The organism is Bacillus sp. FSL M8-0025, assembly GCF_037975475.1.
Taxonomy (GTDB): domain Bacteria; phylum Bacillota; class Bacilli; order Bacillales; family Bacillaceae; genus Bacillus; species Bacillus subtilis.
Map to the genome: position 1 here is coordinate 1,496,538 of NZ_CP150258.1, position 24,137 is coordinate 1,520,674.

Annotated in this window: 23 protein-coding genes; 15 read left to right on the top strand and 8 right to left on the bottom strand. The window is 42.3% G+C overall.

What is annotated here, in order from left to right; all coding sequences use genetic code 11:
- Nucleotides 1-19 precede the first annotated feature (19 nt).
- Both suhB and MKX38_RS07850 read left to right on the top strand, forming a co-directional pair.
- On the top strand, nucleotides 20-817 hold the full coding sequence (gene suhB / locus MKX38_RS07845) for an inositol-1-monophosphatase (protein ID WP_003232297.1): 798 nt from the start codon (nucleotides 20-22) through the stop codon (nucleotides 815-817).
- Between the two features lie 25 nt (nucleotides 818-842).
- The gene (locus tag MKX38_RS07850) at nucleotides 843-1,271 is read left to right on the top strand and encodes a GNAT family N-acetyltransferase (protein WP_003232296.1); all 429 of its coding nucleotides are present in this window, start codon (nucleotides 843-845) and stop codon (nucleotides 1,269-1,271) included.
- 77 nt (nucleotides 1,272-1,348) lie between these two features.
- Here MKX38_RS07850 and MKX38_RS07855 read toward each other — a convergent pair whose 3' ends face one another.
- Nucleotides 1,349-2,263: a class I SAM-dependent methyltransferase gene (locus tag MKX38_RS07855; RefSeq protein WP_220396749.1), complete on the bottom strand. Its 915-nt coding sequence runs from the start codon at nucleotides 2,261-2,263 to the stop codon at nucleotides 1,349-1,351.
- A gap of 350 nt (nucleotides 2,264-2,613) precedes the next feature.
- On the bottom strand, nucleotides 2,614-4,179 hold the full coding sequence (gene nprE / locus MKX38_RS07860) for a neutral metalloprotease NprE (RefSeq protein WP_014479700.1): 1,566 nt from the start codon (nucleotides 4,177-4,179) through the stop codon (nucleotides 2,614-2,616).
- Nucleotides 4,180-4,463: 284 nt separating this feature from the next.
- Here nprE and MKX38_RS07865 point away from each other — a divergent pair, with 284 nt between their 5' ends.
- The 4 genes from MKX38_RS07865 to sigQ are packed head-to-tail and all read left to right on the top strand — an operon-like array spanning nucleotide 4,464 to nucleotide 7,474.
- Nucleotides 4,464-6,404 carry a hypothetical protein gene (locus MKX38_RS07865; protein ID WP_103803450.1) on the top strand — a complete coding sequence of 647 codons (1,941 nt, stop codon included), beginning with the start codon at nucleotides 4,464-4,466 and terminating at the stop codon, nucleotides 6,402-6,404.
- A complete protein-coding gene (locus MKX38_RS07870) occupies nucleotides 6,394-6,663 on the top strand; it encodes a hypothetical protein (RefSeq protein WP_003232287.1) in 270 nt (89 codons plus the stop codon). The genes MKX38_RS07865 and MKX38_RS07870 overlap by 11 nt, the downstream gene beginning before the upstream one ends.
- Nucleotides 6,663-7,184, top strand: a complete 522-nt coding sequence (ylaC, locus tag MKX38_RS07875) for an RNA polymerase sigma factor YlaC (RefSeq protein WP_032725760.1) — start codon at nucleotides 6,663-6,665, stop codon at nucleotides 7,182-7,184. Before MKX38_RS07870 ends, ylaC begins: the two co-directional genes overlap by 1 nt.
- Nucleotides 7,181-7,474 carry an anti-SigP sigma factor SigQ gene (sigQ, locus tag MKX38_RS07880; protein ID WP_128139349.1) on the top strand — a complete coding sequence of 98 codons (294 nt, stop codon included), beginning with the start codon at nucleotides 7,181-7,183 and terminating at the stop codon, nucleotides 7,472-7,474. The genes ylaC and sigQ overlap by 4 nt, the downstream gene beginning before the upstream one ends.
- 39 nt (nucleotides 7,475-7,513) lie before the next feature.
- Here sigQ and MKX38_RS07885 read toward each other — a convergent pair whose 3' ends face one another.
- Together MKX38_RS07885 and MKX38_RS07890 are read right to left on the bottom strand one after the other, a co-directional pair.
- Nucleotides 7,514-8,125, bottom strand: coding sequence for a hypothetical protein (locus MKX38_RS07885; RefSeq protein WP_021479358.1), 612 nt, complete (start codon nucleotides 8,123-8,125; stop codon nucleotides 7,514-7,516).
- 271 nt (nucleotides 8,126-8,396) lie between these two features.
- Nucleotides 8,397-8,585, bottom strand: a complete 189-nt coding sequence (locus MKX38_RS07890; protein WP_003245500.1) for a YlaF family protein — start codon at nucleotides 8,583-8,585, stop codon at nucleotides 8,397-8,399.
- Nucleotides 8,586-8,697: 112 nt separating this feature from the next.
- Here MKX38_RS07890 and typA point away from each other — a divergent pair, with 112 nt between their 5' ends.
- Together typA and MKX38_RS07900 are read left to right on the top strand one after the other, a co-directional pair.
- Complete coding sequence (gene typA, locus MKX38_RS07895) at nucleotides 8,698-10,536, top strand: translational GTPase TypA (protein ID WP_003232278.1); 1,839 nt, start codon at nucleotides 8,698-8,700, stop codon at nucleotides 10,534-10,536.
- A gap of 56 nt (nucleotides 10,537-10,592) precedes the next feature.
- Entirely contained in the window at nucleotides 10,593-10,910 is a 318-nt protein-coding gene (locus MKX38_RS07900; RefSeq protein WP_003232274.1) for a YlaH-like family protein, read from the top strand.
- A gap of 55 nt (nucleotides 10,911-10,965) precedes the next feature.
- On the opposite strand, the gene MKX38_RS07905 is transcribed toward MKX38_RS07900, so the two are convergent.
- Both MKX38_RS07905 and MKX38_RS07910 read right to left on the bottom strand, forming a co-directional pair.
- Nucleotides 10,966-11,175, bottom strand: a complete 210-nt coding sequence (locus MKX38_RS07905) for a YlaI family protein (RefSeq protein ID WP_003232271.1) — start codon at nucleotides 11,173-11,175, stop codon at nucleotides 10,966-10,968.
- 82 nt (nucleotides 11,176-11,257) lie between these two features.
- On the bottom strand, nucleotides 11,258-11,887 hold the full coding sequence (locus MKX38_RS07910; RefSeq protein ID WP_003232269.1) for a YhcN/YlaJ family sporulation lipoprotein: 630 nt from the start codon (nucleotides 11,885-11,887) through the stop codon (nucleotides 11,258-11,260).
- A gap of 154 nt (nucleotides 11,888-12,041) precedes the next feature.
- Here MKX38_RS07910 and MKX38_RS07915 point away from each other — a divergent pair, with 154 nt between their 5' ends.
- Nucleotides 12,042-13,370, top strand: coding sequence for a PhoH family protein (locus MKX38_RS07915; protein WP_003245272.1), 1,329 nt, complete (start codon nucleotides 12,042-12,044; stop codon nucleotides 13,368-13,370).
- A 2-nt stretch (nucleotides 13,371-13,372) separates the two neighbouring features.
- Here the strand turns inward: MKX38_RS07915 and MKX38_RS07920 are convergent, their stop codons facing one another.
- A complete protein-coding gene (locus MKX38_RS07920) occupies nucleotides 13,373-13,858 on the bottom strand; it encodes a peptidyl-prolyl cis-trans isomerase (protein WP_339189140.1) in 486 nt (161 codons plus the stop codon).
- A 102-nt stretch (nucleotides 13,859-13,960) separates the two neighbouring features.
- Between MKX38_RS07920 and glsA the strand changes: the two genes are divergently transcribed.
- The 4 genes from glsA (at nucleotide 13,961) to pyc (ending at nucleotide 20,207) form a co-directional block, all read left to right on the top strand.
- The gene (glsA, locus tag MKX38_RS07925) at nucleotides 13,961-14,890 is read left to right on the top strand and encodes a glutaminase A (RefSeq protein WP_003232263.1); all 930 of its coding nucleotides are present in this window, start codon (nucleotides 13,961-13,963) and stop codon (nucleotides 14,888-14,890) included.
- Between the two features lie 97 nt (nucleotides 14,891-14,987).
- Nucleotides 14,988-15,269: a YlaN family protein gene (locus MKX38_RS07930; RefSeq protein WP_003245286.1), complete on the top strand. Its 282-nt coding sequence runs from the start codon at nucleotides 14,988-14,990 to the stop codon at nucleotides 15,267-15,269.
- Between the two features lie 205 nt (nucleotides 15,270-15,474).
- Entirely contained in the window at nucleotides 15,475-16,686 is a 1,212-nt protein-coding gene (gene ftsW, locus MKX38_RS07935) for a cell division protein FtsW (protein WP_128992788.1), read from the top strand.
- Nucleotides 16,687-16,760: 74 nt separating this feature from the next.
- Entirely contained in the window at nucleotides 16,761-20,207 is a 3,447-nt protein-coding gene (pyc, locus tag MKX38_RS07940; RefSeq protein WP_339189143.1) for a pyruvate carboxylase, read from the top strand.
- 402 nt (nucleotides 20,208-20,609) lie between these two features.
- On the opposite strand, the gene ctaA is transcribed toward pyc, so the two are convergent.
- A complete protein-coding gene (ctaA, locus tag MKX38_RS07945; protein WP_003232254.1) occupies nucleotides 20,610-21,530 on the bottom strand; it encodes a heme A synthase CtaA in 921 nt (306 codons plus the stop codon).
- Nucleotides 21,531-21,884: 354 nt separating this feature from the next.
- Between ctaA and cyoE the strand changes: the two genes are divergently transcribed.
- Together cyoE and coxB are read left to right on the top strand one after the other, a co-directional pair.
- Entirely contained in the window at nucleotides 21,885-22,802 is a 918-nt protein-coding gene (cyoE, locus tag MKX38_RS07950) for a heme o synthase (RefSeq protein WP_003232250.1), read from the top strand.
- A 239-nt stretch (nucleotides 22,803-23,041) separates the two neighbouring features.
- The gene (gene coxB / locus MKX38_RS07955; protein WP_014663859.1) at nucleotides 23,042-24,112 is read left to right on the top strand and encodes a cytochrome c oxidase subunit II; all 1,071 of its coding nucleotides are present in this window, start codon (nucleotides 23,042-23,044) and stop codon (nucleotides 24,110-24,112) included.
- Nucleotides 24,113-24,137 lie beyond the last annotated feature (25 nt).

The following is a 24,137-nucleotide window of genomic DNA, read 5'->3' on the forward strand; positions in this document are numbered from 1 at the left end:
AGAAGAGAGGTACGAACGAATGACAAATTGGACGGAAATCGATGAGATTGCAAAGAAATGGATAAGAGAAGCAGGCGCGAGAATTACACAATCCATGCATGAAAGCCTGACAATTGAAACGAAATCAAATCCGAATGATTTAGTCACCAATATTGACAAAGAAACCGAAAAGTTTTTCATTGATCGAATTCAAGAAACATTTCCGGGACATCGGATACTCGGTGAAGAGGGGCAAGGAGACAAAATCCACTCACTTGAGGGAGTCGTATGGATTATTGATCCGATTGATGGGACGATGAATTTTGTGCACCAGCAAAGAAATTTTGCGATTTCCATTGGGATTTTTGAAAACGGTGAAGGTAAAATCGGTTTAATTTATGATGTGGTGCACGATGAGTTGTATCACGCATTTAGCGGCAGAGGAGCTTATATGAATGAAACGAAGCTGGCTCCATTAAAAGAAACCGTCATTGAAGAAGCGATTCTTGCCATTAATGCAACATGGGTAACGGAAAACAGAAGAATTGATCAAAGTGTGTTAGCGCCACTTGTGAAAAGAGTCAGAGGCACACGCTCCTACGGTTCTGCCGCTTTAGAGCTGGCAAATGTCGCGGCAGGAAGAATAGATGCTTACATCACGATGCGGCTTGCGCCATGGGACTACGCAGCCGGCTGTGTGCTGTTAAATGAAGTAGGAGGTACCTATACGACCATTGAAGGAGAGCCGTTTACCTTTTTAGAAAACCACAGTGTGCTAGCCGGAAACCCATCTATACATAAAACGATATTTGAAGAGTATCTTCATGCTCGGAAGTAGGCCATTTGAGCAGGATGATCTCAGCTTGTTAGAAAAGCTCGCGGAGGCTCATCCTGTATGGAAAGAGGAGGAGTTTGGAGATAAAGATGCAGAAGACTATATCATTTCCTACTCCATGTACAACGGTTCATGGCTTGTATGGGAAAAAGACGGTATGCCTGTTGCCGTCAGCTACCATCTCGAGTGGTCTCCTTCAAACGGTAAGCCGTGGCTCGGAACGGTCCTGATTGACCCGGCTGAAGAAAAAAAGGGACATGCGAAGATGATCATTGAACAGATCAGCAAATTGCTTAGAGCGAAACATAAAGCGATGTTTGCGGGAGTTCCCATTGAGCGCAGGGAATGGATACTGTTTTTAAGCCAATGCGGCTTTGAACAGCTGAAAACGGAAAAAGATGAGAAAGGCAAATCATTTATGATCTTGGTGAAGCCTTTAGCAGAAGCTGCCGTATGATAATGGCAGCTTATTTGCTGCATGCGGGTTCAATAAAAAGCCTCTCAAACATTGAGAGGCTTCTGATGATTTGAAAATTATTTTTTTACCGCATGAATATAATGAATCGTTTCAAACGCTGACAAATTGTCTTTTCGATTACTAAAGAAAAGGTCATTGATGTCGTCTGGTGATAGATGTTCATAGATCAGTAAACCAGATGACTCTAACAGATGTTCAATCTCTTGATAAGTGAAACATGATTTCATCGGTTCCCCGCTTGCGGCAGCCATCTTCACCATATGTTCAACTCGATTCGACGTCCCTTTTGCTGTAAAAAGTGTTTCGTCCGCATAATCAAAAACAATAGAGCTTCCAGGCGGGACATGAGAAAATAAATTGCTGATCAAGCTTGCATTTTCTTCCCGTGTTACATAATAAGACACTCCGAGAAGGCTGAAGAATGTTTTTGTGTTTTTAAATCCTTCATCTAAGAGAGGATCATACGAAAACGTTTTGGTGAAATCCATAGGAACAAAATGAAGATGACCCGGAATTGTCAGATTTGCATCCTTCAGCTTATTTTTTTTCAATTGCTGTGTGGCCGGATGATCAACCTCGAAAACCTGTAAGCTGTTTTCTAATTCTGGATGCCGAAAGCAGAAAGTATCCAGTCCCGCTCCAAGAATGACATACTGTTTTGCCCCCAGGATTAATTCGTTGTGCAAGACTTTTTCACAATAAGAAGCACGTGCTAGGGGCGTTGGAGACAGCTGGATTTGTGCAACCCATTTTAATATTTTTTCAGGATCATTTTGAAGACGTTCGGCGATCTCTTTGTTGAAAAACGATATTCCTTGAATCATATTTTTACTGATGTCGATAAACTCTTTTTCGTTAATGAGATCTTTTGCGATAAAATCATCAAAAATAAGAGGTGTGTCATATCGGCTGTGATATGCACGGGCAAAAGCTGAAATTAGAGACGTTAAGCTGGACTCATTTTTCCTCATGAAATGATCCTCCACAAAAAATAAGATTCCCCTGGCCAGGAGAATCTTATTATACATACAAATATATTAATAGTAAATTTTAGCATAAATAAATTTTTTTGTCAATGTTTTTGCTCTTAACTGGACGCGCGATCCTTCACATAGCCACGTGACCTGTAGCAGAATTCGTCTATCAATTATGTGGACTGAATCATTAGCTTTTATAAAATGCGCACTTGCGGCTGCATCCCTCTTTTTGCAAATCAGAAGCGGTTGCTGTCTCATGACAGCATCTTTTCGTTGTCTCTGCTGAAGAGAGAAATCAAGATATGTAACAAAAAAGCCTGAGGGATCTCAGGCTTTTCCTAATATTACAATCCAACAGCATTCCAGGCTGCTTCAACTTTAGCGGCATCAGTTGAGCCGTAGAGGTCACGGGCAGACTGAATGAGAGCTGCCTTGGCATCTTTGAACGTGGAAGAAGGCGTGAGGTACGTTGTTAACGCACGGTAATAGATTTGCTGTGATTTAGATACACCAAGTTTTGTGATGGTGTTGTAAGCGGCTTTGTTTGGAATTCCGCTGTTTGTGTGTACACCGCCATAATCGCCTTCATCTGTGTTTGGAAGGTTTCTGTAATTGGCGTAATTGTCAGGCTGGTTGTATTTTGTAGGGTTGGACAGGCTGCGAAGAGCAGGCTGGCTGACCGTAATGTCTTCACCGATGTCCCAGTCTTCTGTATCGTTAAAATACCCGAATACGTCAGAGAAAGACTCGTTTAATGCACCTGGCTGATTTTCATAAATCAAGTTGGCTGTTTCTTGGGTGACGCCATGTGTCATTTCATGCGCTGTCACATCTAATGAGCCGGAAAGCGGAGAGAAGAATGAACCGTCGCCATCACCGTAAATCATCTGGTCTCCTGTCCATGCAGCGTTATTGTATTGAGTGCCGTAGTGAACGGAAGAAACGATTTTACTGCCTCTGTTATCATAGCTGTTTCGTTTAAAGTTTGAATAAAAATAATCGTACACTTTACCGAGGTTATAGTGTGCGTCAACGGCTGCCCGCTGTGATGAAGATGTAAATGTTTTCGTTGTGCTTGAGACAAGCGTGCCCGGAAGGCGGCTTTGTCTGTTTTGCAAATCATATGTGATGATTTGGGTGCCTGTTGGTTTTGAAAGATCTCTTAGAACATATTTTCCGCCTTCATAAGAGATGTTCAAAGGAACAGTTGCGCCCTTTAGAGTTGTTCCGCTTCCAGTGGCGGCGGCATGTTCTACTTTATTTTGCTGTTTTAAAATGCTGCCTGTTTCAGCGTCAACTAAGACTTCCCAGTTTGCAGGTTCAGGCTCGACATAGCGAATCGTCACGTCGTAAGCAAGACGATAGCTGCCGTCCTTTGTTTCTATCGCTTTCAATTCGGCTTTATTGCTGTTTTTGGCCGCTCCGTTAGAAACAGCGTCTGGTGATTTGCCGATAGCTTTGAAAGCGAGTGCCAGAGCTTTTTCAGAAGAGACTTTTTGGCTGTTATCTGTTTTTGCAGCAGATTGATTGTGTAATTCACCATTGACCGCATAGACATTATCGGATTTATCGACGTGAACGATCACTTGCGAATCTTTAATTGGCACTCCGTTAACGACAGGCGCATATCGAAAGTGCTTGTATCCAAGGGCATCAGTCGTGCTTTCAACAAGCTTCAGCCTTTTGGAAGGGTCACCTTTAAAAATGTTGCTGTTCTTTTTCAAAAACTGCTTGACAGCCTTGTCATTTGGTGCAGAGAGTTCTGATTGCGCAATCGCGTTTTTGGAGAGGAAATTTGTTTGATTCTCTTTAAGCTGATGACCTTCAGCAGCCTGAACACCAGGAAGGCTGATTGATAAACTCATAAACGAAGCAGCGACAGCAACAGACAATTTCTTACCTAAACCCACAATAAATCCCCCTTTTTGAAAATACTGAAAACTTTATATTGTTATATTAAACTAGCATTCTGGAATACTCAACAAAAACTAACATAACTAGACAAAATTGATAGTATTGTCCTGTGTTTGTTTTTGTTGAATAATATCAAGATGAGTCAAGTGTCATGTGACGGTTCACTCAAGAGTTATGTTTTTTACATATCAAGGGGAAGATGAGATATTTTTGTTTCAACTTGAAACTTTTTGAAAAGTCCGCTGTCTAACCGAATGAGGCCTTAATAAGAAGTAAAGGATTGTTGTTCGTGTTGGAGTTATTCAGTCATTATGTATTGCATTTCGAACGTTATTTTATATTAAGCAGACAAAGCACCCTGCTGATTCAATGGTCAATTGTTGTTCTGGCGGGCTTATATCTTTTGGTGCATCATCCCAAAATAAACCTGCAGCGCACAATGTTCTTGGCGGGTGTTATGTTGCGGATTGTGCTGCTGGCGGGAGTGTCTGTTGAACTTATTCACCAGGTGCAATCAACAAACTTCACCAGCGCTTACTTAAGAGAGGACGGAAAAGAACTGTTGCCGCTGCTGCATTTTTTGTTATACGGATATGTGCTGCTGACGGCTTTTCACTATATGTTGATGCCGCGTGATCATGGCGGAAAGGGTAAGTTTTATACGTTCGACCTTGCCGTTGTCAGTTTGCCAATCGTACAAATGATATTCAGTTTCTTTACGTATTGGAAGGAAAATCCGGATGGAGTCGAGCCAGTTGCATTCGTGTTTCTGTTTTTCATTATTACTCTTTCTATTGTGTTGAATGTTGTGTTTTTCAAGCTGTATTGGAGAACAAATAAGATTTTACTAGGCTTATTTTATACGCTGATTATCGGACTGCTTGTCTTGCTGCTTGCGCCATATCCCAATCAAATCTCAAAAGATTATGGTGCAGTAATGCCATATACGATTTATTTGGCAATGGCGGGATTTTTGATGAGCTATCATCTGTTCCAAAAGTCAGGAAAGGTTTATGTGCGTGTGAATAAGTGGGTGACGATGGCTGTCATGGTGTTTTTTGTCCTGCTGTTAAATCCGATATATAACATAGGAACGGCTGCTTTCGCTGTATCAAAACCGATAAATGTCCATGATTCATTCAATTATGTCGGGGAGCACATTTCATCAGAAAAAGCGGAACAGATACTAAAGTCATTTTTTCCTACGGATGAAACACTTTATTTGCACGATACAAACATGGATGTGCATTATTTCTACTCATTTGAAAGCAAGAGTTATAAAGCTGAGGTAGATGAAGTATCGCAGCTGATTCGTAATTATGAATACTTACAAAAAGCGCATGGGAAAAAGCTAACGAATCAGGAGTACAAGCGAAAGTCCATCGCTTTCCTTGAGCGACACGGACGTGTGTTACATAAGGATCATATCGAAACAAAGGTATCTCAAGAAGACGGCCAGACAGTCGTACGTATTTACCTGAAAAATCAACTTCATAAAAAAGATCATGCTGATGATGGCGCGGTATTTTATTGGGAAAAGGAAACCTTAATGGGGTTTAGTGAAGATCCTTCGATTTATCAGCTTGACTCTCTTCTGCATGTTCATATAACAGAACAAAACATTCACGACAAAGTGGAACAAATGTTTACAGCGCTGAACATATCAAAACAGCCTTATCAGATCACTGATATTGAAAGCGACAGCCTGCTCGGAAGCATGGTGAGAGTTGAAACAAAAGATGGAATTGTATTGGAGTTTGATGGAGAATCCGGTAGTTTACACAGTCTCTCGATTCCAATGAAAAAGGAAATTTCACTGACTAACAGCCGGCTGCAGCGGCAGGTATTAACGGTCTTCGATGCTGATGTATCAGAAATGAAGAAAAAAAGCAGTCAGAGTGACATGGTGATGTATACTGATTCTTCTAAAACATATGAGTTTTTTGAAGATCAAGGTCAGCTAAACGTTTATGTATACAGCGATACACCTGATCAGTCATTCCCCTATACGTATCGTAATGGAACATTGGCTTACGAAAAGGTAGCTTCTCTATATCAGGATGTTATTTACAAAAAGCGTATGCGTCCGATTATCGTTCAAAGAGAGGATGAACGGCATTATGCATGGCTGATCATTATTCAGCCGTTTGGTTCAAATCGCCATGATGCCTATGTAGTGGATGGAGAAACACAAGAGGTGAAAAGTCTTTATGAATCATAAAGAAAAAGAATCTGTTTTTGTAGACTTATACGACCTGTATAAAGAAGGAGAGCTAGAGGATGAATCAATGGAATGGATGAAACAGCATGAATCCCTATTTCAAAAGAATGCGGAAGACTTAAAGAGTAAAACTTGTTTAAAGAGAAGTCCCGGTGCTGAAGAAGAAAGCCAAATCAGATATATGAAAGTATACCTGTCTTCCATGTATATCTGTTTCATTTTATTGGCCATTTGGATGACGGTGTGGTTTTACTTTTAATGAAGCATAGGGATTCCATTGAGGACTTGTATCGGCAGTATTATCAAGAAATTTTAAATTATTTATTCAGAAGGACTCATCATCTTGAAACAGCCAAGGACTTAGCGCAAGACACGTTTGTGAAAGCTCTTAACGGTCTGGCTTCGTTTAGGGGGCATTCTTCCATCAGAACATGGCTCTACACCATTGCGCATCATACCTTTATCAATTGGTACCGCAGGGATGTCAAATACCAATTTACTGATATCAGCAAAAATGAAGGGGTAACGCAAACAACTTATGAGCAGCCTGAACAGTATCTGTCACGGACGGTGAAAAGCGAAACACTGCGGCAGGAGCTCCTGAAGTTAAAAGATCAGCATCAATCCGTTTTGATTTTAAGAGAATTCCAAGAGCTTTCTTATGAAGAAATCGCTGAGATATTAGGATGGAGTCTTTCTAAGGTGAAAACCACATTGCACCGGGCTAGATTAGAACTTAAGAAAAACATGACGAAAAGTAGAGAGGAGGAGCGGATATGACCTGCTTTCTAGTAAGAGACCTGCTTCCTCTGTATCTTGAAGGTGATTGTAAAAGAGAAACGGAACACGTTATAGAAGAGCATTTAAAAATGTGCAGCAGCTGCAGAGACATGTATGACACGATGGCTGAGCCATTTGAATTGGAAAGCGAACAGGCCGTTGAGGAGACTTATCTGCCGGAAGAAGAACTGCGTTTTAAACAGAGGTACTATGGATTACTTATCATGAAAGCTGCCTGCTGGTTTGGAGCGGCGGTTGCCATGATGCTGATCATCAAATTGCTGATATAAAAAAAGCGCTTGTCCGATTCCGGCAAGCGCTTTTTCACATTAAGCCTGGGGATGAATCATATCGTAAATAGCGGCAAGCTGTTCTTGTGACATGGCACTGAAGAGTTTTTCATAAACGTCAGCTTGCAGTGGCGTTGCACCTGCTTGTAGCGCTGCGTCTTTATCATAGCTGTACACATCATCTTGTAGCACAATGGCTGCTTGAAGAATGTGAATCTTGAGAGAAACAGCGGAGAAAAATTGTTCAAGTGCAAGTGCTTCTTTTTCTGTGAAGCCAAGTTCAACTGCTTTTTCTGTATCAAATTTGTAATTTCCATCCTCGAGATACACACATTGTGAAACAATGCTGAAAAATTCTGATGTCGATTCCCAGAGTGTAGCAATTACCTGAGCCTCTTCTTTTGTCATTCCTAACTCGACAGCTTTTTCGCTGTCAAAATAATATACACCGTCTTGTTCGTATATACATTGATTTAATATATCAATGAATGTATTGAGATCTTCGTTAGTGCTCGCCTGATGCTGGAGTTGAACAGCAGTGTTATCAACCAGTGTTTTTGCGCTGGCTGCATCAGGACCGAACGTTAATAGAGCAGCTGATGTCATTGCGGCAGTCGTTAACATAGCTTTTTTTACAAATGTTTTCTTCATGTTTCTTCTCTCCCTTTTATGAATTGTGCTACAAATTCCATTATAGGGAGTAGTTTCCGGTGGAGGAATAGGCGCTATGGTATTTTATGTGTATCGTTGCCGAACTACTTTTTGAAGGCTGCACGTGTGATCGTTAGAACGATTGTCTATGTATGAAGGCTGTTTTGCATCTTCCTGACTAAGAAACAGGGGAGATAAGGCTTAAGAAATGAAAAACACCGCTTTCTTTGCGGTGTTTTTTGATTACAATGTCGCCGGTGGGGCAATGCTTTTAATCAAGCAAGCCTTGTTCGCGCATTTTCTTTTTTAATGTAAATCCGCCGCCCATGACAGCGCAAACAAGTACAATGCTGGCGATAATGCCTGCAGGGCTTTTTTCAGCGATAAAGACGCCGATCAGCATAATGCTGAAAACCGCTGCAAATGCAAATAATAGTAAAAGCCAATTCATTTTTTTCATAAATTCCATCCCCTTTTACGTCTTATATTAAGTTTACAGAAAAACGTGACGCTTTTAAAGAGGATGTGTGATATAATATGAAAGTTATCTAATTTTTTTAGGAGATGAAAAAGTGAAACTTCGAAATGATCTTCGCAACATCGCGATTATTGCCCACGTTGACCATGGGAAAACGACTCTAGTCGATCAGCTTTTACATCAGGCTGGTACGTTCCGTGCCAACGAACAGGTTGCTGAACGCGCAATGGACTCTAATGATCTTGAACGCGAACGCGGCATTACAATATTGGCGAAAAATACTGCGATTAACTATAAAGATACACGTATCAATATTTTGGACACCCCTGGACACGCAGACTTTGGGGGAGAAGTAGAACGGATTATGAAAATGGTTGACGGCGTAGTGCTTGTCGTTGACGCATATGAAGGCTGTATGCCTCAAACTCGTTTTGTTCTGAAAAAAGCTCTTGAGCAAAACCTGAACCCTGTTGTTGTTGTAAACAAAATTGACCGTGACTTTGCTCGTCCAGAGGAAGTTATCGATGAAGTTCTGGATCTGTTCATTGAGCTTGATGCTAATGAAGAGCAGCTCGAGTTCCCAGTGGTATATGCTTCCGCGATTAATGGAACAGCGAGTCTTGATCCGAAACAACAGGATGAAAACATGGAAGCTTTATATGAAACCATTATTAAGCATGTCCCGGCACCTGTTGATAATGCAGAGGAGCCGCTTCAATTCCAAGTTGCCCTTCTTGACTACAACGACTATGTAGGCCGTATCGGAATCGGACGCGTATTCCGCGGCACAATGAAAGTCGGACAGCAGGTTTCTCTTATGAAGCTTGACGGAACGGCAAAGTCATTCCGTGTTACAAAGATTTTTGGTTTCCAAGGCTTAAAGCGTGTGGAAATTGAAGAAGCAAAAGCGGGAGACCTCGTTGCGGTTTCCGGGATGGAAGATATCAACGTTGGTGAAACAGTATGTCCTGTAGACCATCAAGATCCGCTTCCGGTGCTTCGCATTGATGAGCCGACACTTCAAATGACATTTGTCGTGAATAACAGTCCGTTTGCAGGCCGTGAAGGCAAATATGTAACGGCCCGCAAAATCGAAGAGCGTCTTCAATCACAGCTTCAGACGGATGTGAGCTTGCGTGTTGAGCCAACAGCTTCTCCTGATGCTTGGGTTGTTTCAGGACGCGGTGAGCTGCACTTGTCAATTTTAATTGAAAATATGCGTCGTGAGGGCTATGAGCTTCAAGTGTCAAAACCTGAAGTTATTATCAAAGAAATCGACGGCGTACGCTGTGAGCCTGTTGAACGTGTGCAAATTGATGTTCCTGAAGAGCATACTGGCTCTGTCATGGAATCAATGGGTGCCCGCAAAGGCGAAATGGTTGATATGATCAACAACGGAAACGGCCAAGTCCGTCTCATCTTTACAGTTCCTTCCCGCGGATTGATCGGTTACTCTACAGAATTCCTATCATTAACACGCGGATTCGGTATTTTGAACCATACGTTTGACAGCTACCAGCCGATGCAGGCGGGCCAAGTCGGCGGACGCCGTCAAGGTGTACTTGTGTCAATGGAAAACGGAAAAGCAACATCATACGGTATTCAAGGAATTGAAGACCGCGGTGTCATCTTCGTTGAGCCGGGTACTGAAGTATACGAAGGAATGATCGTTGGAGAGCATAACCGTGACAATGACCTTGTTGTTAACGTCAGCAAAATGAAACAGCAAACAAACGTCCGTTCTGCGACAAAGGATCAGACAACTACAATTAAAAAAGCGCGCATCATGTCTCTTGAGGAGTCTCTAGAGTACTTAAACGAAGATGAATATTGTGAAGTAACACCTGAATCCATCCGTTTAAGAAAGAAGATCCTCAATAAGAACGAACGTGAAAAAGCAGCTAAAAAGAAAAAAACAGCAGGATTGTCTTAATCTCGTGCAGAATTTGAAAAGATAGAACCCGTACGTTTACAGGGGAGGGAATCTTTTTGAATGACGTAAGCGAACGTCTGTCGTTCTTCGCCGCTTTATATCAAGTAGACCGGCAGCCTGCGGCAGGCATGTGGCTGCTGTACGGCACGATTTTTGTGTTGGCCGTTATTGTATTTAAGCTTGGATTTGCTAAACGGCTTCCTGTATTAAAATCTGCAGTGGTGTATGTATTTTTGGCTTTGGGCTGCACTGTTTTGACTTTTTTAGGGGTGTTTTTGCCCGTGGCAGAAGGATTGGTCGTCGCTGCGCTGATTTTAATCATTTACAAAATCCGGCTGTATCAGTCGAAAAAAGGACAGTCTGCAAAATCATAAAAGACTCAGCTGAAAGCTGAGTCTTTTTTGTGTTCTGTATGGTTAAGCGGCCGCTTTATTTTTTGACTTTTTCTTTTTTCTGCTGTCCCGGGTGAAAAGTAAATTTTCCCGTTTTCAGCCGTTCCTCTGTTTTTTTGGCAATCCGATCGTGGCATTCCTGGCACATATATGTATGGATCGGGCGGTTTCGAAGCCGTTTCGCGATCAGGGTATCATCATCAATTGTTTCAATTTTATCGCAAATAGAACATTTGACCCTCATCATATCACCTCTTTCACTAACATGTATTATAGCACGGATCAGAAGCTGTCCAAAATAAGAAAAAGCTAAAGCGCAAGGCTATAGCTTAGTCATTGTTGTTCTTTTTCATATGATGATCAGATTGATCGTTTTGCTCCTTCTCCATTTCCTGCTGCTGTTTTCTATTTAATTGGTCATTTTGCTGCTTTGTTTGCGGTTCGTCTTCATTGTCAATCACGTCGTTAGGCACTTCGGGAAGCACTCGGCCGACAATTGCAGCTAATTCATCCAGTATGCCTGTTACCGGATGGCCCTCGCTGATTTCTCTGCTCATTTCACGAAGGCGGCTGACCGTATCGGGATCAGCAATGACCACTGCGTTTGCGCCATATCGATCATTCTTTAGCGCCTGAGCTACAGAATATTTAATGGTTTCCACTTTGCTTCTGTCCAAAGTATCATCGACATCAATCCCAACAACAGCATAGCCTCCCAGCACAACGGCTGTTGCATCCTTGACGTCGGGGTTTTTTTCAGCAACGCTGACAAGATGCTTGGCAATATCGGTTCTTGTTCCATTGTCTTTTGTTTCTTGAGTTGTGTCCTTTACGTGAATCGGTTTAGTCTCCTGCTGTCTTGTTGATTCTTTTTCAACATTCTGACCCTGTTTTCCTTGTTGATAGGCACAAGCGGACAGGATAAGTGTCAGCTGTATGATAATGAAAAGAATTCGCACTTGCGGGTTCCCTCCTTAAAATGCTTTCATTAATTTTATTGTTGAATTAACCTTCTATCTTTATGCACAAAAACATATATTTTAGCAGGCATTCACCTTTTTCATCAAAAGAGAAGCAGGAAGAACTTTGACCCTTATATCAGGAGGCTGAGACTTGAGTAAAATTTATGTGTTAGATACGAATGTGTTATTACAGGATCCTAACGCGATATTTTCTTTTGAAGAAAATGAGGTTGTCATCCCTGCTGTCGTTTTAGAAGAGGTTGATTCAAAAAAACGGTATATGGACGAAGTTGGGAGGAATGCAAGGCACGTATCTAAGCTAATCGATGCGCTAAGACAAAAGGGCAGGCTGCATGAGCATGTACCGCTTGACACCGGCGGCACACTGAGAATTGAACTGAATCATCGTTCGTTTCACCAGCTGCAAGAGATCTTTATTGAAAAGACGAACGATAATCGCATATTAGCCGTTGCGAAAAACTTAAGCCTCGAGGAAGAAACCAAGGAAAATGGCAGGCCGGTTATCCTCGTCAGTAAGGATGTACTGGTCAGGGTTAAAGCCGACGCAATCGGACTGCTTGCTGAAGATTTCTTGAATGACCGGGTTGTGGACAATGATGAAATGTACAGCGGCTATAAAGATTTATATATCAGCCAGCAGCTGTTCAGCTCTTTTTACGGAAAAAATCAAATTTCAGTAAACGATGTGAAACAGCATGCGTTTTATCCGAATCAGTTTGCTTTAATGAAGGATGAGCTAGGAGGATCCTCCTCGGCAGTCGGAATTGCAGATAAAACCGGAACGGTATTAAAAAGACTCGTATTTGATGATGAACATATATGGGGAATCAGGCCGAAAAATGTACAGCAGACAATGGCATTAGAGCTTTTGCTGCGGGAAGATATTCCGCTTGTCACCCTGATCGGCAAAGCGGGAACCGGCAAAACGCTCTTAGCTTTGGCGGCAGGGCTATTACAGACAGAAGACTTGGGAATATACAAAAAGCTGGTCGTCGCAAGGCCGATTGTTCCTGTTGGCAAGGACATCGGGTATTTGCCAGGCGAAAAAGAGGAAAAGCTAAAGCCTTGGATGCAGCCGATTTTTGACAACTTAGAGTTTCTGTTTAATGCGAAAAAACCAGGGGAGCTTGATGCTATTTTGGCGGGAATTGGCTCAATTCAGGTAGAGGCGCTGACTTATATCAGAGGGAGAAGCATTCCAGATCAATTTATTATCATTGATGAAGCGCAAAATTTGACCAGGCATGAGGTGAAAACTTTGCTGACGAGAGTCGGTGAAGGCAGTAAAATTGTCTTAATGGGTGACCCTGAACAAATTGATCACCCATATTTAGACAGTCTGAACAATGGTTTGGCCTATGTGGTTGAGCGGTTTAAAGGACAACCCATCTCAGGCAGCGTGAAGCTGTTAAAAGGTGAGAGATCAGGTCTCGCCCAGCTCGCAGCTGATTTGCTGTAACATTAAATGATTTCGATCTCTTTTAAATCGGTAATCGGCTGTTTGTGATGAACCGGGTCTTCAAAGTAAATATGCACGGGGCCGCCTTCTTGAATCGGCTTGCCTGCCTCACTGAAATGGACAATACTGTTCAGAGCGGTTTCCAGAGAAACGGCGGCCTTTCCCGAACTTGTGACAAATACACATTGTGTCGCAGAGATGTTCGGCTCAGCATTTTTCAGGACAGTCCCAAGTCTCATTGCGAAACTGCCGTTCATCAGTTTTTGCTTCTCATATTGCTTTTCCGTCTTTAATGTAGGCGGCGCGATTCGCCCCTCTCTGATGACGCGTTCCGGATCAAGGTCTGATTCATCCCCGGCTGATTGTAAATATGTGTCTTGACTGTCCCCTTTGCGGTCAAACGAAAATTTGCGATCATCAAAAATCCATACGCTTGGATCAATGGTAATTGGATATGTAACATTGCCTTTTACTTGGATAACGCTCATGATATGACCCCCTTCTCTCAAAATTATAAAAGTTTTCGCATGAATTGTCACTTTGTGTACAAATTATGTGTATTGAAATGCTGAGGGAACGAGGGTGTTTGCATGGTATGCCGGCATAATGATGAGCTTGAAGCCTTAGTGAAAAAGGCGAAAAAAGTAACGGACAAGGGGGAGGTAGCCAGCTATATTCCCGCCTTGGCAAAAGCTGATAAACACGACCTGTCAGTGGCGATTTATTATTCCAATAATGTTTGTCTGTCAGCAGGTGACGTAGAAAAAACATTTACGCTTCAAAGTATATCGAAAGTCCTTTCCCTTGCTTTGGTATTAATGGAATACGGCAAAGATAAGGTCTTCAGTTATGTTGGACAGGAGCCGACCGGTGATCCGTTTAATTCAATTATAAAGCTCGAAACGGTGAATCCGAGCAAGCCGTTAAACCCTATGATTAATGCAGGGGCATTGGTAGTGACAAGTCTGATAAGAGGAAGAACGGTGAAAGAGAGACTTGATTATTTGCTTTCTTTTATCAGAAGGCTGACAAACAACCAAGAGATTACATACTGCCGGGAAGTGGCTGAATCTGAATACAGCACTTCAATGATTAATCGGGCGATGTGTTATTATATGAAGCAGTACGGCATTTTTGAAGATGATGTAGAGGCAGTAATGGATTTATACACGAAGCAATGCGCGATTGAGATGAACAGCTTGGATTTAGCGAAAATCGGATCTGTATTTGCATTGAACGGCAGACATCCAGAGACTGGGGAGCAAGTCATCTCAAAAGATGTCGCTAGAATTTGCAAAACATTTATGGTGACGTGCGGAATGTATAATGCAAGCGGGGAATTCGCAATTAAGGTCGGAATTCCTGCGAAAAGCGGCGTATCCGGCGGGATTATGGGCATTTCGCCTTACGATTTCGGGATCGGCATATTCGGCCCCGCATTAGACGAAAAAGGGAACAGCATTGCAGGTGTAAAGCTTTTGGAAATAATGTCTGAGATGTACAGGCTGAGTATTTTTTAATTTATGTCATATGCTTAAATCCTCTTGCATTTTCTGTTGATACCCTTTATGATAAATAGAAGAATTAGGTACTCGCCTGGGGAACGGAGGGATACTTTTGGCTTCAGAGATGATAGTTGACCATCGGCAAAAAGCTTTTGAACTCTTAAAAGTTGACGCTGAGAAGATTTTGAAGCTGATCCGAGTACAAATGGATAACTTAACGATGCCTCAATGTCCTCTATATGAAGAGGTTTTAGATACTCAAATGTTCGGGCTTTCGAGGGAAATCGATTTTGCTGTCCGCCTGGGATTGGTTGATGAAAAAGACGGTAAAGACCTTTTATACACATTGGAACGCGAATTGTCTGCTTTACATGACGCGTTTACAGCTAAATAAATGATAAAACTCAAACTTATTAACAGTTTGGGTTTTTTTATAACCGCTATTTTTCTCTCATCTCATAAAAGACGGTCTTTTTTTACACATTCCTTCCGAATCGTATAGAGATTCTTCGTCTCGTTTGATAAATTGTAGTAAAATAAAAAAGATAAATACATAAAAACCATAGATAATGGAAGTTAGAAGCAGGGAAGAGGATGTTATGTTAAAAAAAATGCTAAAATCTTATGATTACTCACTGATATTCGCAATCGTTTTATTATGCGGATTCGGTTTAGTGATGGTATACAGCTCAAGCATGATTACGGCTGTCTCCCGGTATGGAGTAAGCAGTAATTTTTTCTTCATGCGGCAGCTGTTTGCTTTAATTGCGGGTGGCGCTCTATTTATTCTCATGGCGTTGTTTCCTTATAAAGCACTGGCCCATCAAAAGTTTCAGAAGGGGATACTGCTTGTATCTGTTCTTGCGCTTATCTCACTGTTTGTTTTCGGGCATGTTGCCGGAAACGCGCAGAGCTGGTTTAAAATCGGCGGAATGAGTATTCAGCCGGGGGAGTTTGTGAAACTGGTCGTGATTTTATACCTTGCAGCCGTATATGCAAAAAAACAAAGTTATATCGACCATCTGTTAACGGGAGTAGCCCCTCCGGTAGTCATGACGCTTATAATTTGCGGGTTAATTGCCATGCAGCCAGATTTCGGTACAGCCATGATTATAGGGTTAATTGCGACGTGCATGATCTTGTGCTCCGGCTTCAGCGGAAAGACGCTGGTGAGGCTGCTTTTGCTCGGCGGAATTGTTTTCATTTTAGTCAGCCCGATTCTCTATTTAAATCAGGATCAAATTTTAACTAAAGGCCGTTTGGCGCGTTTTGAGAGTCTTGAAGACCCATTTAAGTATGCAAATTCATCAGGTTTGCAAGTGATCAATTCTTATTATGCGATCAGCTCAGGCGGCATTTTCGGCCTGGGGCTCGGTGAAAGTATCCAAAAATACGGATATCTGCCTGAATCACACACTGACTTTATTATGGCTGTCATTGCTGAAGAGCTCGGCATTTTTGGGGTATTGTTTGTGATTTTCTTATTGGGTTTTGTCGTCATAAAAGGTTTTTATATTGCCAGAAAATGCGAGGACCCGTTTGGAAGTCTTCTGGCGATCGGCATTTCAAGCATGATTGCCATACAATCGTTTATTAACCTTGGCGGTGTCAGCGGATTAATTCCGATTACAGGGGTTACGCTGCCATTTATCAGTTACGGGGGCTCTTCTTTGGTGCTGCTGCTGGGGAGTATGGGGATATTAGCGAATATCAGCATGTTTGTGAAATATTCAGAGAATAAGAAAAAGAAAGAGCCCTTGGCTCCGAAGGGAATGAAAAAGAAACAGCTCAAAAAAACTGTTTATCAGTAAAAAACAAGTGTGTACAGGGGAAGGATATTCCGCTATGATAGATTATATTCCATTCGGGTAAGGGGGAGAAAAGTTTGTCTCAGCAATCGATACAAAAAGTATTAGTAGCAAACAGGGGAGAAATTGCAATCCGAATATTCCGGGCGTGTACCGAGTTGAATATTCGTACAGTTGCGGTCTATTCAAAAGAAGATTCCGGTTCCTACCATCGGTACAAAGCGGATGAAGCATACTTGGTCGGTGAAGGGAAAAAACCGATTGATGCTTACCTGGATATTGAAGGTATCATTGATATTGCGAAAAGAAACAAAGTCGATGCAATTCATCCGGGATACGGTTTCTTATCTGAAAATATTCATTTTGCGAGACGATGTGAAGAAGAAGGCATCGTATTCATAGGGCCAAAATCCGAGCATCTCGATATGTTTGGTGACAAGGTAAAAGCGCGTGAGCAGGCAGAAAAAGCGGGAATCCCCGTGATTCCGGGAAGCGACGGTCCTGCCGAAACGCTTGAAGCCGTCGAACAATTTGGACAAGCTAACGGTTATCCGATCATCATTAAAGCCTCGCTTGGCGGCGGCGGCCGCGGTATGCGGATTGTCAGATCTGAAAGTGAAGTCAAAGAAGCATATGAGCGTGCTAAATCAGAGGCGAAAGCAGCCTTTGGCAATGATGAAGTTTATGTAGAAAAATTAATTGAGAATCCGAAACATATTGAGGTTCAGGTCATTGGAGACAAGCAGGGAAATGTCGTCCATCTTTTTGAGAGGGATTGTTCCGTTCAAAGACGCCATCAAAAGGTCATTGAAGTGGCGCCGAGTGTCTCGCTGTCACCTGAATTAAGGGATCAAATTTGTGAGGCGGCAGTTGCGCTTGCTAAAAATGTAAACTATATAAATGCGGGGACGGTCGAATTCCTTGTTGCAAACAACGAGTTCTACTTTATTGAAGTAAATCCTCGCGTACAAGTTGAACACACGATAACAGAAATGATTACTGGTGTCGATATTGTTCAAACTCAGATCCTTGTTGCCCAAGGGCACAGCCTTCACAGCAAAAAAGTAAATATTCCTGAGCAAAAGGACATTTTTACAATCGGCTATGCCATTCAGTCACGGGTTACGACTGAGGATCCGCAAAATGATTTCTTGCCTGATACAGGAAAAATCATGGCTTACCGCTCAGGCGGCGGTTTTGGTGTCCGTCTTGATACCGGAAACAGCTTCCAGGGCGCCGTGATCACACCATACTATGATTCACTTCTCGTTAAGCTTTCAACTTGGGCTTTAACGTTTGAACAGGCAGCTGCCAAAATGGTGCGAAACCTTCAGGAGTTTAGAATCAGAGGCATAAAAACGAACATTCCGTTCCTTGAGAACGTTGCAAAACATGAGAAGTTCCTGACAGGGCAATATGATACGTCTTTCATTGATACAACGCCTGAATTATTTAAATTCCCTAAACAAAAAGACCGCGGAACGAAAATGCTCACTTACATCGGCAATGTGACAGTAAACGGCTTCCCTGGAATCGGGAAAAAAGAAAAACCGGCGTTTGACAAACCGTTAAGCGTAAAGGTAGACGTTGATCAGCAGCCTGCCAGAGGAACAAAGCAAATTCTCGATGAAAAAGGTGCAGAAGGGCTTGCAAATTGGGTTAAGGAGCAGAAATCTGTCCTTTTAACTGATACGACATTCAGGGATGCCCACCAATCGTTATTGGCAACTAGAATCAGATCGCATGATTTGAAAAAAATCGCAAATCCGACGGCTGCGTTATGGCCTGAACTATTCAGTATGGAAATGTGGGGAGGCGCGACCTTCGATGTAGCCTACCGATTCCTGAAAGAAGATCCGTGGAAGCGTTTGGAAGATCTTCGCAAAGAAGTGCCGAATACCTTATTCCAGATGCTGCTACGCTCATCAAATGCGGTCGGCTATACGAATTATCCGGACAATGTGATTAAAGAATTTGTGAAGCAATCAGCTCAATCCGGTATTGATGTGTTTCGTATTTTCGACAGCTTAAACTGGGTAAAAGGGATGACGTTAGCCATTGATGCTGTTAGGGATACCGGCAAAGTGGCAGAAGCTGCGATTTGTTATACGGGAGATATCCTTGACAAGAACCGGACGAAGTACGACCTTGCATATTATACATCGATGGCGAAGGAGCTTGAGGCGGCCGGAGCCCATATTCTCGGGATTAAAGATATGGCAGGGCTGTTAAAACCGCAGGCTGCATATGAGCTCGTTTCTGCGTTGAAAGAAACGATCGACATTCCGGTTCACCTTCATACGCATGATACGAGCGGAAACGGTATTTATATGTATGCGAAAGCTGTTGAAGCCGGCGTTGATATCATAGACGTGGCGGTCAGCTCAATGGCGGGATTAACGTCACAGCCTAGCGCGAGCGGATTTTATCATGCGATGGAAGGCAACGACCGCCGTCCGGAAATGAATGTCCAAGGCGTTGAATTGCTGTCCCAATATTGGGAGTCGGTGCGTAAATATTATAGTGAATTTGAAAGCGGAATGAAGTCTCCGCATACTGAAATTTATGAACACGAAATGCCAGGGGGCCAATACAGCAACCTGCAGCAGCAAGCCAAGGGAGTAGGCCTTGGCGACCGCTGGAACGAAGTCAAGGAAATGTACAGACGCGTGAACGATATGTTCGGTGACATCGTCAAGGTAACGCCTTCCTCAAAAGTAGTCGGAGATATGGCACTCTACATGGTGCAAAACAATCTGACTGAAAAAGACGTTTACGAAAAAGGTGAATCTTTAGATTTCCCTGATTCTGTCGTGGAGCTTTTTAAAGGAAATATCGGCCAGCCTCATGGCGGATTCCCAGAAAAACTGCAAAAGCTGATCTTAAAAGGGCAGGAGCCGATTACAGTCAGACCGGGCGAACTGCTTGAGCCGGTGTCATTTGAAGCGATCAAACAGGAATTTAAAGAGCAGCATAACTTGGAAATTTCAGATCAGGATGCTGTGGCATATGCCCTTTATCCTAAAGTCTTCACTGATTATGTGAAAACGACAGAAAGCTATGGAGACATCTCGGTATTAGATACACCGACATTCTTCTACGGTATGACATTAGGTGAAGAGATAGAAGTTGAAATTGAGCGCGGCAAAACGCTGATCGTTAAGCTGATTTCAATCGGTGAGCCTCAGCCTGATGCCACCCGCGTCGTTTATTTCGAACTCAACGGGCAGCCGCGTGAAGTAGTCATTAAAGATGAAAGCATTAAGTCTTCCGTTCAGGAAAGGCTGAAAGCAGACCGGACAAATCCAAGCCACATCGCAGCTTCCATGCCTGGAACAGTTATTAAGGTATTGGCTGAAGCAGGCACAAAAGTCAATAAAGGTGATCATTTGATGATTAATGAAGCGATGAAAATGGAAACAACGGTTCAGGCGCCTTTCTCAGGAACAATCAAGCAGGTTCATGTGAAAAATGGTGAGCCGATCCAAACGGGAGATCTGCTCCTTGAAATTGAAAAAGCATAAAAAACAAAGAGTGTATATCAATGATATACACTCTTGTTTTTTATATAGAAAATGTGGAGTGAAACAGATGGTTAGAAGAGATATAAGGGGACTTCAGAGATTATAGAGTACTGTCACAAGCCCAAAATAAAAAGAGGCTTATACAGCCAATATTTTAGATGCTTTGTAGTATGCCGTGCATATTTCTTTAAGCACTATCTGATTTAAAAGGCTTTAATACTTATGTTCGCGAGCTATAGATCCATATGAAATTTCTATAATCACGATGAGAAAGGGGACAGACCGAAGTGAGCCGCTCACTGATCATCAAGTTCGGCGAAGGCTGGCGATTGAAACGCATAAAGCGCCAAAAAACAAGACATAAAAAAGACCAAAGCCGCCTAAGGCTTTGGTCTTGAGTCCTTATGATTGCCTGGATTCATAACGGAAACGAGCAATCAATAATAAGAAGTAGCATAGAACGCCAAACAGACAGGCAATAAAGAACGAGTGGGCAAGTGCAAAGCCCAGAGCCAGTTCAGAGTATACGATCATAATCCCGGACAGTGCCTGTAATGTAATGAAAATAAGACATGAGATCCATCCCCAAAAGATCTGTTTTTGATCTTTATAGGAGATAATAGCATGAACAGCGGCAACAATAATCCATACAAATAACAGTAAGGCTGCTGCTCTGTGGCCCATTTGCACCCATTCATGGAATTGGGTCGGAAGTCCATTGTTCAGCGGGCTGCACAGCGGCACATCAGGACATGCCAGGCTTGATTCAGTGTGTCTTACATATGCGCCTGTATACACAACGATATAGGAATATATTAAAATTCCTATCATGTGAAATTGCATCTTTTTGCCGATTTGAAGCGGCTTAACCAGTGTTCTGACTGATTTATCAGCTTCAAATATGAGCAATGTCAAAATAAGCACTGAAGCAAAAGAAATTAATGAGATGCCGAAGTGAAGCGCCATAATCAGCGCGTTCGAACCGAATACGACAGCCAATGCGCCAAGCAATGCCTGAAGAAATAAAAAGATAATTGACATGATCGCGAGAAACGTTGTTTCACGGAAAATCGGCGTGATTTTTCTCCATGACCAAAACGCAAGGCTTAGCACAAGGATAATAGAGATTCCGCTTGCGAATCGGTGGCTCCATTCAATAATTGAAGCCGGATTCAGTTCAGGGAAAAAACGGCCGTGACACAGCGGCCACTGTCTGCCGCATCCTTGGCCGGAACCTGTTTTTGTAACGAGGGCACCCCCGATTAAAACAATTAGCATGACAAATGTCGTCAGAACACCGAGAGCTTTTAATGCTTTATTCATACAATATTCACCTTCTCAACATACTGCTGCAATTTTATATACGTTCCAAGTGTAAGCGAATATGTGTTTTGTGGCAATTCCCAGAGCCTTTTGTTCACAAAAATATAATAGAATGACGGCTTCTGGAAAATGTACACTTGATTATTCATGCCGGGTCTGATAGAAATAAGGTAAACGCAATGCCGATTTGGAGATTGCCTTCATCTTTGGTAAAATTCATAAAAAGTTCACAAATAAATTCCTGTTTGTCGTTTAATATTTAATAGGATGTTTTTTTACAAGATGTTATCTTGTATGATAGAGTTGCAGGTTATTTTATTCTCCTGCGTTAGGTTTGTAAGGGAGGTTTACGTTATGGCTAACTCCAGAATCTTAAATGATACAGCTATAGACGGACAAATTGAAGAAACAACGGCATGGAAAGATTTTCTGTCCCTTATTAAAATAGGGATCGTCAATTCTAACCTCATCACGACTTTCACTGGAATGTGGCTTGCACTGCATATTTCCGGTTTGAGTTTTTTAGGCAATATAAACACCGTTCTTCTTACGTTAATCGGGTCTTCACTGATTATTGCGGGCTCCTGCGCGATCAATAACTGGTATGACCGGGACATTGACCATCTTATGGAGCGTACGAAAGTAAGACCGACGGTTACGGGTAAAATTCAGCCGAGTCAGGCGTTATGGTCTGGAATTTTGCTGGTTGCTTTAGGATTGATCATGCTGCTGATGACAACTGTCATGGCTGCTGTTATCGGTTTTATCGGAGTCTTTACGTATGTTGTATTGTACACAATGTGGACGAAACGCCGCTATACGATTAACACAGTAGTAGGAAGCGTTTCCGGTGCAGTGCCGCCGCTTATTGGATGGACGGCAGTGGAAGGGAATATCGGTGTCGTAGCATGGGTGTTATTCATGATTTTATTTATTTGGCAGATTCCTCACTTCTTAGCATTGGCTATTAAGAAAACAGAGGATTACAGAGCTGCAAATATTCCGATGCTTCCTGTCGTATACGGATTTGAAGTGACAAAAAGACAAATTATTGTGTGGGTTGCGTGCCTGATGCCGCTTCCGTTTTTCCTTGGTAGCCTGGGTCTTCCGATTGTGATTCTCGGCTTGCTGTTAAATATCGGCTGGCTGATTCTTGGCTTAATGGGATTCCGCTCCAAGAATATCATGAAGTGGGCAACACAAATGTTCGTTTACTCGCTTAACTACATGACAATCTATTTCGTTGCCATGGTTGTCTTGACGCTTTTCTAAAAAATAGATATGATGCTTGTTTTATCGCTTCAAAATAAACGATGACAACTAGTAAATGCCGCCTTGACCTCTTGTTTAATCAGGCGGCTTTACTTTTATACATAGATGGCATTTTGAGTAAAAAAACTCATAATTTAAGAGAAGAGGAAATGTAAGTGCTTTATTGGTGATAGGTTGGATGGCGATAGATTTCGATCCGCTTTCCGCCTTTGTATTGACCAGAAAAGGGGTTGGGTGAAATGGTAAAGCATTGGCGTCTTATTTTATTATTAGCCTTAGTGCCGCTTCTATTAAGCGGATGTGGAAAACCTTTTTTATCCACGCTCAAGCCTGCTGGCGAGGTGGCTGATAAACAGTATGACCTGACAGTGCTCAGCACATTGATTATGGTTGTTGTTGTTGCAGTAGTATCTGTTATCTTCTTTTATGTGATTGTGAGATTCAGAAGATCACGGGTCGGTGAGAACACGATACCGAAACAGGTAGAGGGGAATAAATTTTTAGAAATCACATGGACCGTGATCCCGATTTTGCTGCTCATTATTCTTGTGATTCCTGTTGTATTATATACGCTGGAGCTAGCGGACACATCACCAATGGATAAAAAAGGCCGCAAAGCTGAGGATGCTCTTGTAGTCAATGTTAGGGCAAATTTATACTGGTGGGAGTTTGAGTACCCTGATTACGGCATTATCACAAGCCAGGAGCTGATTGTACCGACAGATCAGCGTGTATATTTTAATTTAAAAGCCTCTGATGTAAAACATTCCTTCTGGATTCCTTCAGTTGGAGGAAAACTTGATACGAATACGGATAATGAAAATAAGTTCTTCCTGACATTTGATTCAAAACGAAGCAAAGAGGCAGGAGATATGTTTTTTGGGAAGTGTGCAGAGCTTTGCGGCCCTTCACATGCGCTGATGGATTTTAAGGTGAAGACGATGTCTGCAAAAGAATTTCAGGGCTGGACAAAAGAAATGAAGAACTATAAGTCTACAGCAGAGAGCGATTTGGCTAAGCAGGGTGAAGAACTGTTTAAAGAGAAAAACTGCCTGAGCTGCCATGCGGTAGAGCCGAATGATAAGCGTGCAGAAGCCGCTAGAACGGCACCTAACTTGGCGACCTTCGGTGAAAGGACAAAAGTGGCAGGGGTGAAAGAGGCCAACAAAGAAAATGTGAAGGCTTGGCTGAAGGACCCTGACAGTATAAAGCCGGGGAACAAAATGACAGGCACATATCCAAAGCTCTCAGACAGCGAAACAGATGCGCTTTATGAATACTTAAAAGGCTTAAAAGCGGAAAGCAAGTAGGGAAGAAAGGGAGATATTGGGGGAG

Bases quoted from the DNA above. Each gene is read 5' to 3' on its own strand.
- suhB (WP_003232297.1), top strand. From the start codon at position 20: ATGACAAATTGGACGGAAATCGATGAGATTGCAAAGAAATGGATAAGA.
- MKX38_RS07855 (WP_220396749.1), bottom strand. From the start codon at position 2,263: ATGAGGAAAAATGAGTCCAGCTTAACGTCTCTAATTTCAGCTTTTGCC.
- MKX38_RS07870 (WP_003232287.1), top strand. From the start codon at position 6,394: ATGAATCATAAAGAAAAAGAATCTGTTTTTGTAGACTTATACGACCTG.
- ylaC (WP_032725760.1), top strand. From the start codon at position 6,663: ATGAAGCATAGGGATTCCATTGAGGACTTGTATCGGCAGTATTATCAA.
- sigQ (WP_128139349.1), top strand. From the start codon at position 7,181: ATGACCTGCTTTCTAGTAAGAGACCTGCTTCCTCTGTATCTTGAAGGT.
- MKX38_RS07885 (WP_021479358.1), bottom strand. From the start codon at position 8,125: ATGAAGAAAACATTTGTAAAAAAAGCTATGTTAACGACTGCCGCAATG.
- MKX38_RS07890 (WP_003245500.1), bottom strand. From the start codon at position 8,585: ATGAAAAAAATGAATTGGCTTTTACTATTATTTGCATTTGCAGCGGTT.
- MKX38_RS07905 (WP_003232271.1), bottom strand. From the start codon at position 11,175: ATGATGAGGGTCAAATGTTCTATTTGCGATAAAATTGAAACAATTGAT.
- MKX38_RS07920 (WP_339189140.1), bottom strand. From the start codon at position 13,858: ATGAGCGTTATCCAAGTAAAAGGCAATGTTACATATCCAATTACCATT.
- glsA (WP_003232263.1), top strand. From the start codon at position 13,961: ATGGTATGCCGGCATAATGATGAGCTTGAAGCCTTAGTGAAAAAGGCG.
- ftsW (WP_128992788.1), top strand. From the start codon at position 15,475: ATGTTAAAAAAAATGCTAAAATCTTATGATTACTCACTGATATTCGCA.
- ctaA (WP_003232254.1), bottom strand. From the start codon at position 21,530: ATGAATAAAGCATTAAAAGCTCTCGGTGTTCTGACGACATTTGTCATG.
- cyoE (WP_003232250.1), top strand. From the start codon at position 21,885: ATGGCTAACTCCAGAATCTTAAATGATACAGCTATAGACGGACAAATT.
- coxB (WP_014663859.1), top strand. From the start codon at position 23,042: ATGGTAAAGCATTGGCGTCTTATTTTATTATTAGCCTTAGTGCCGCTT.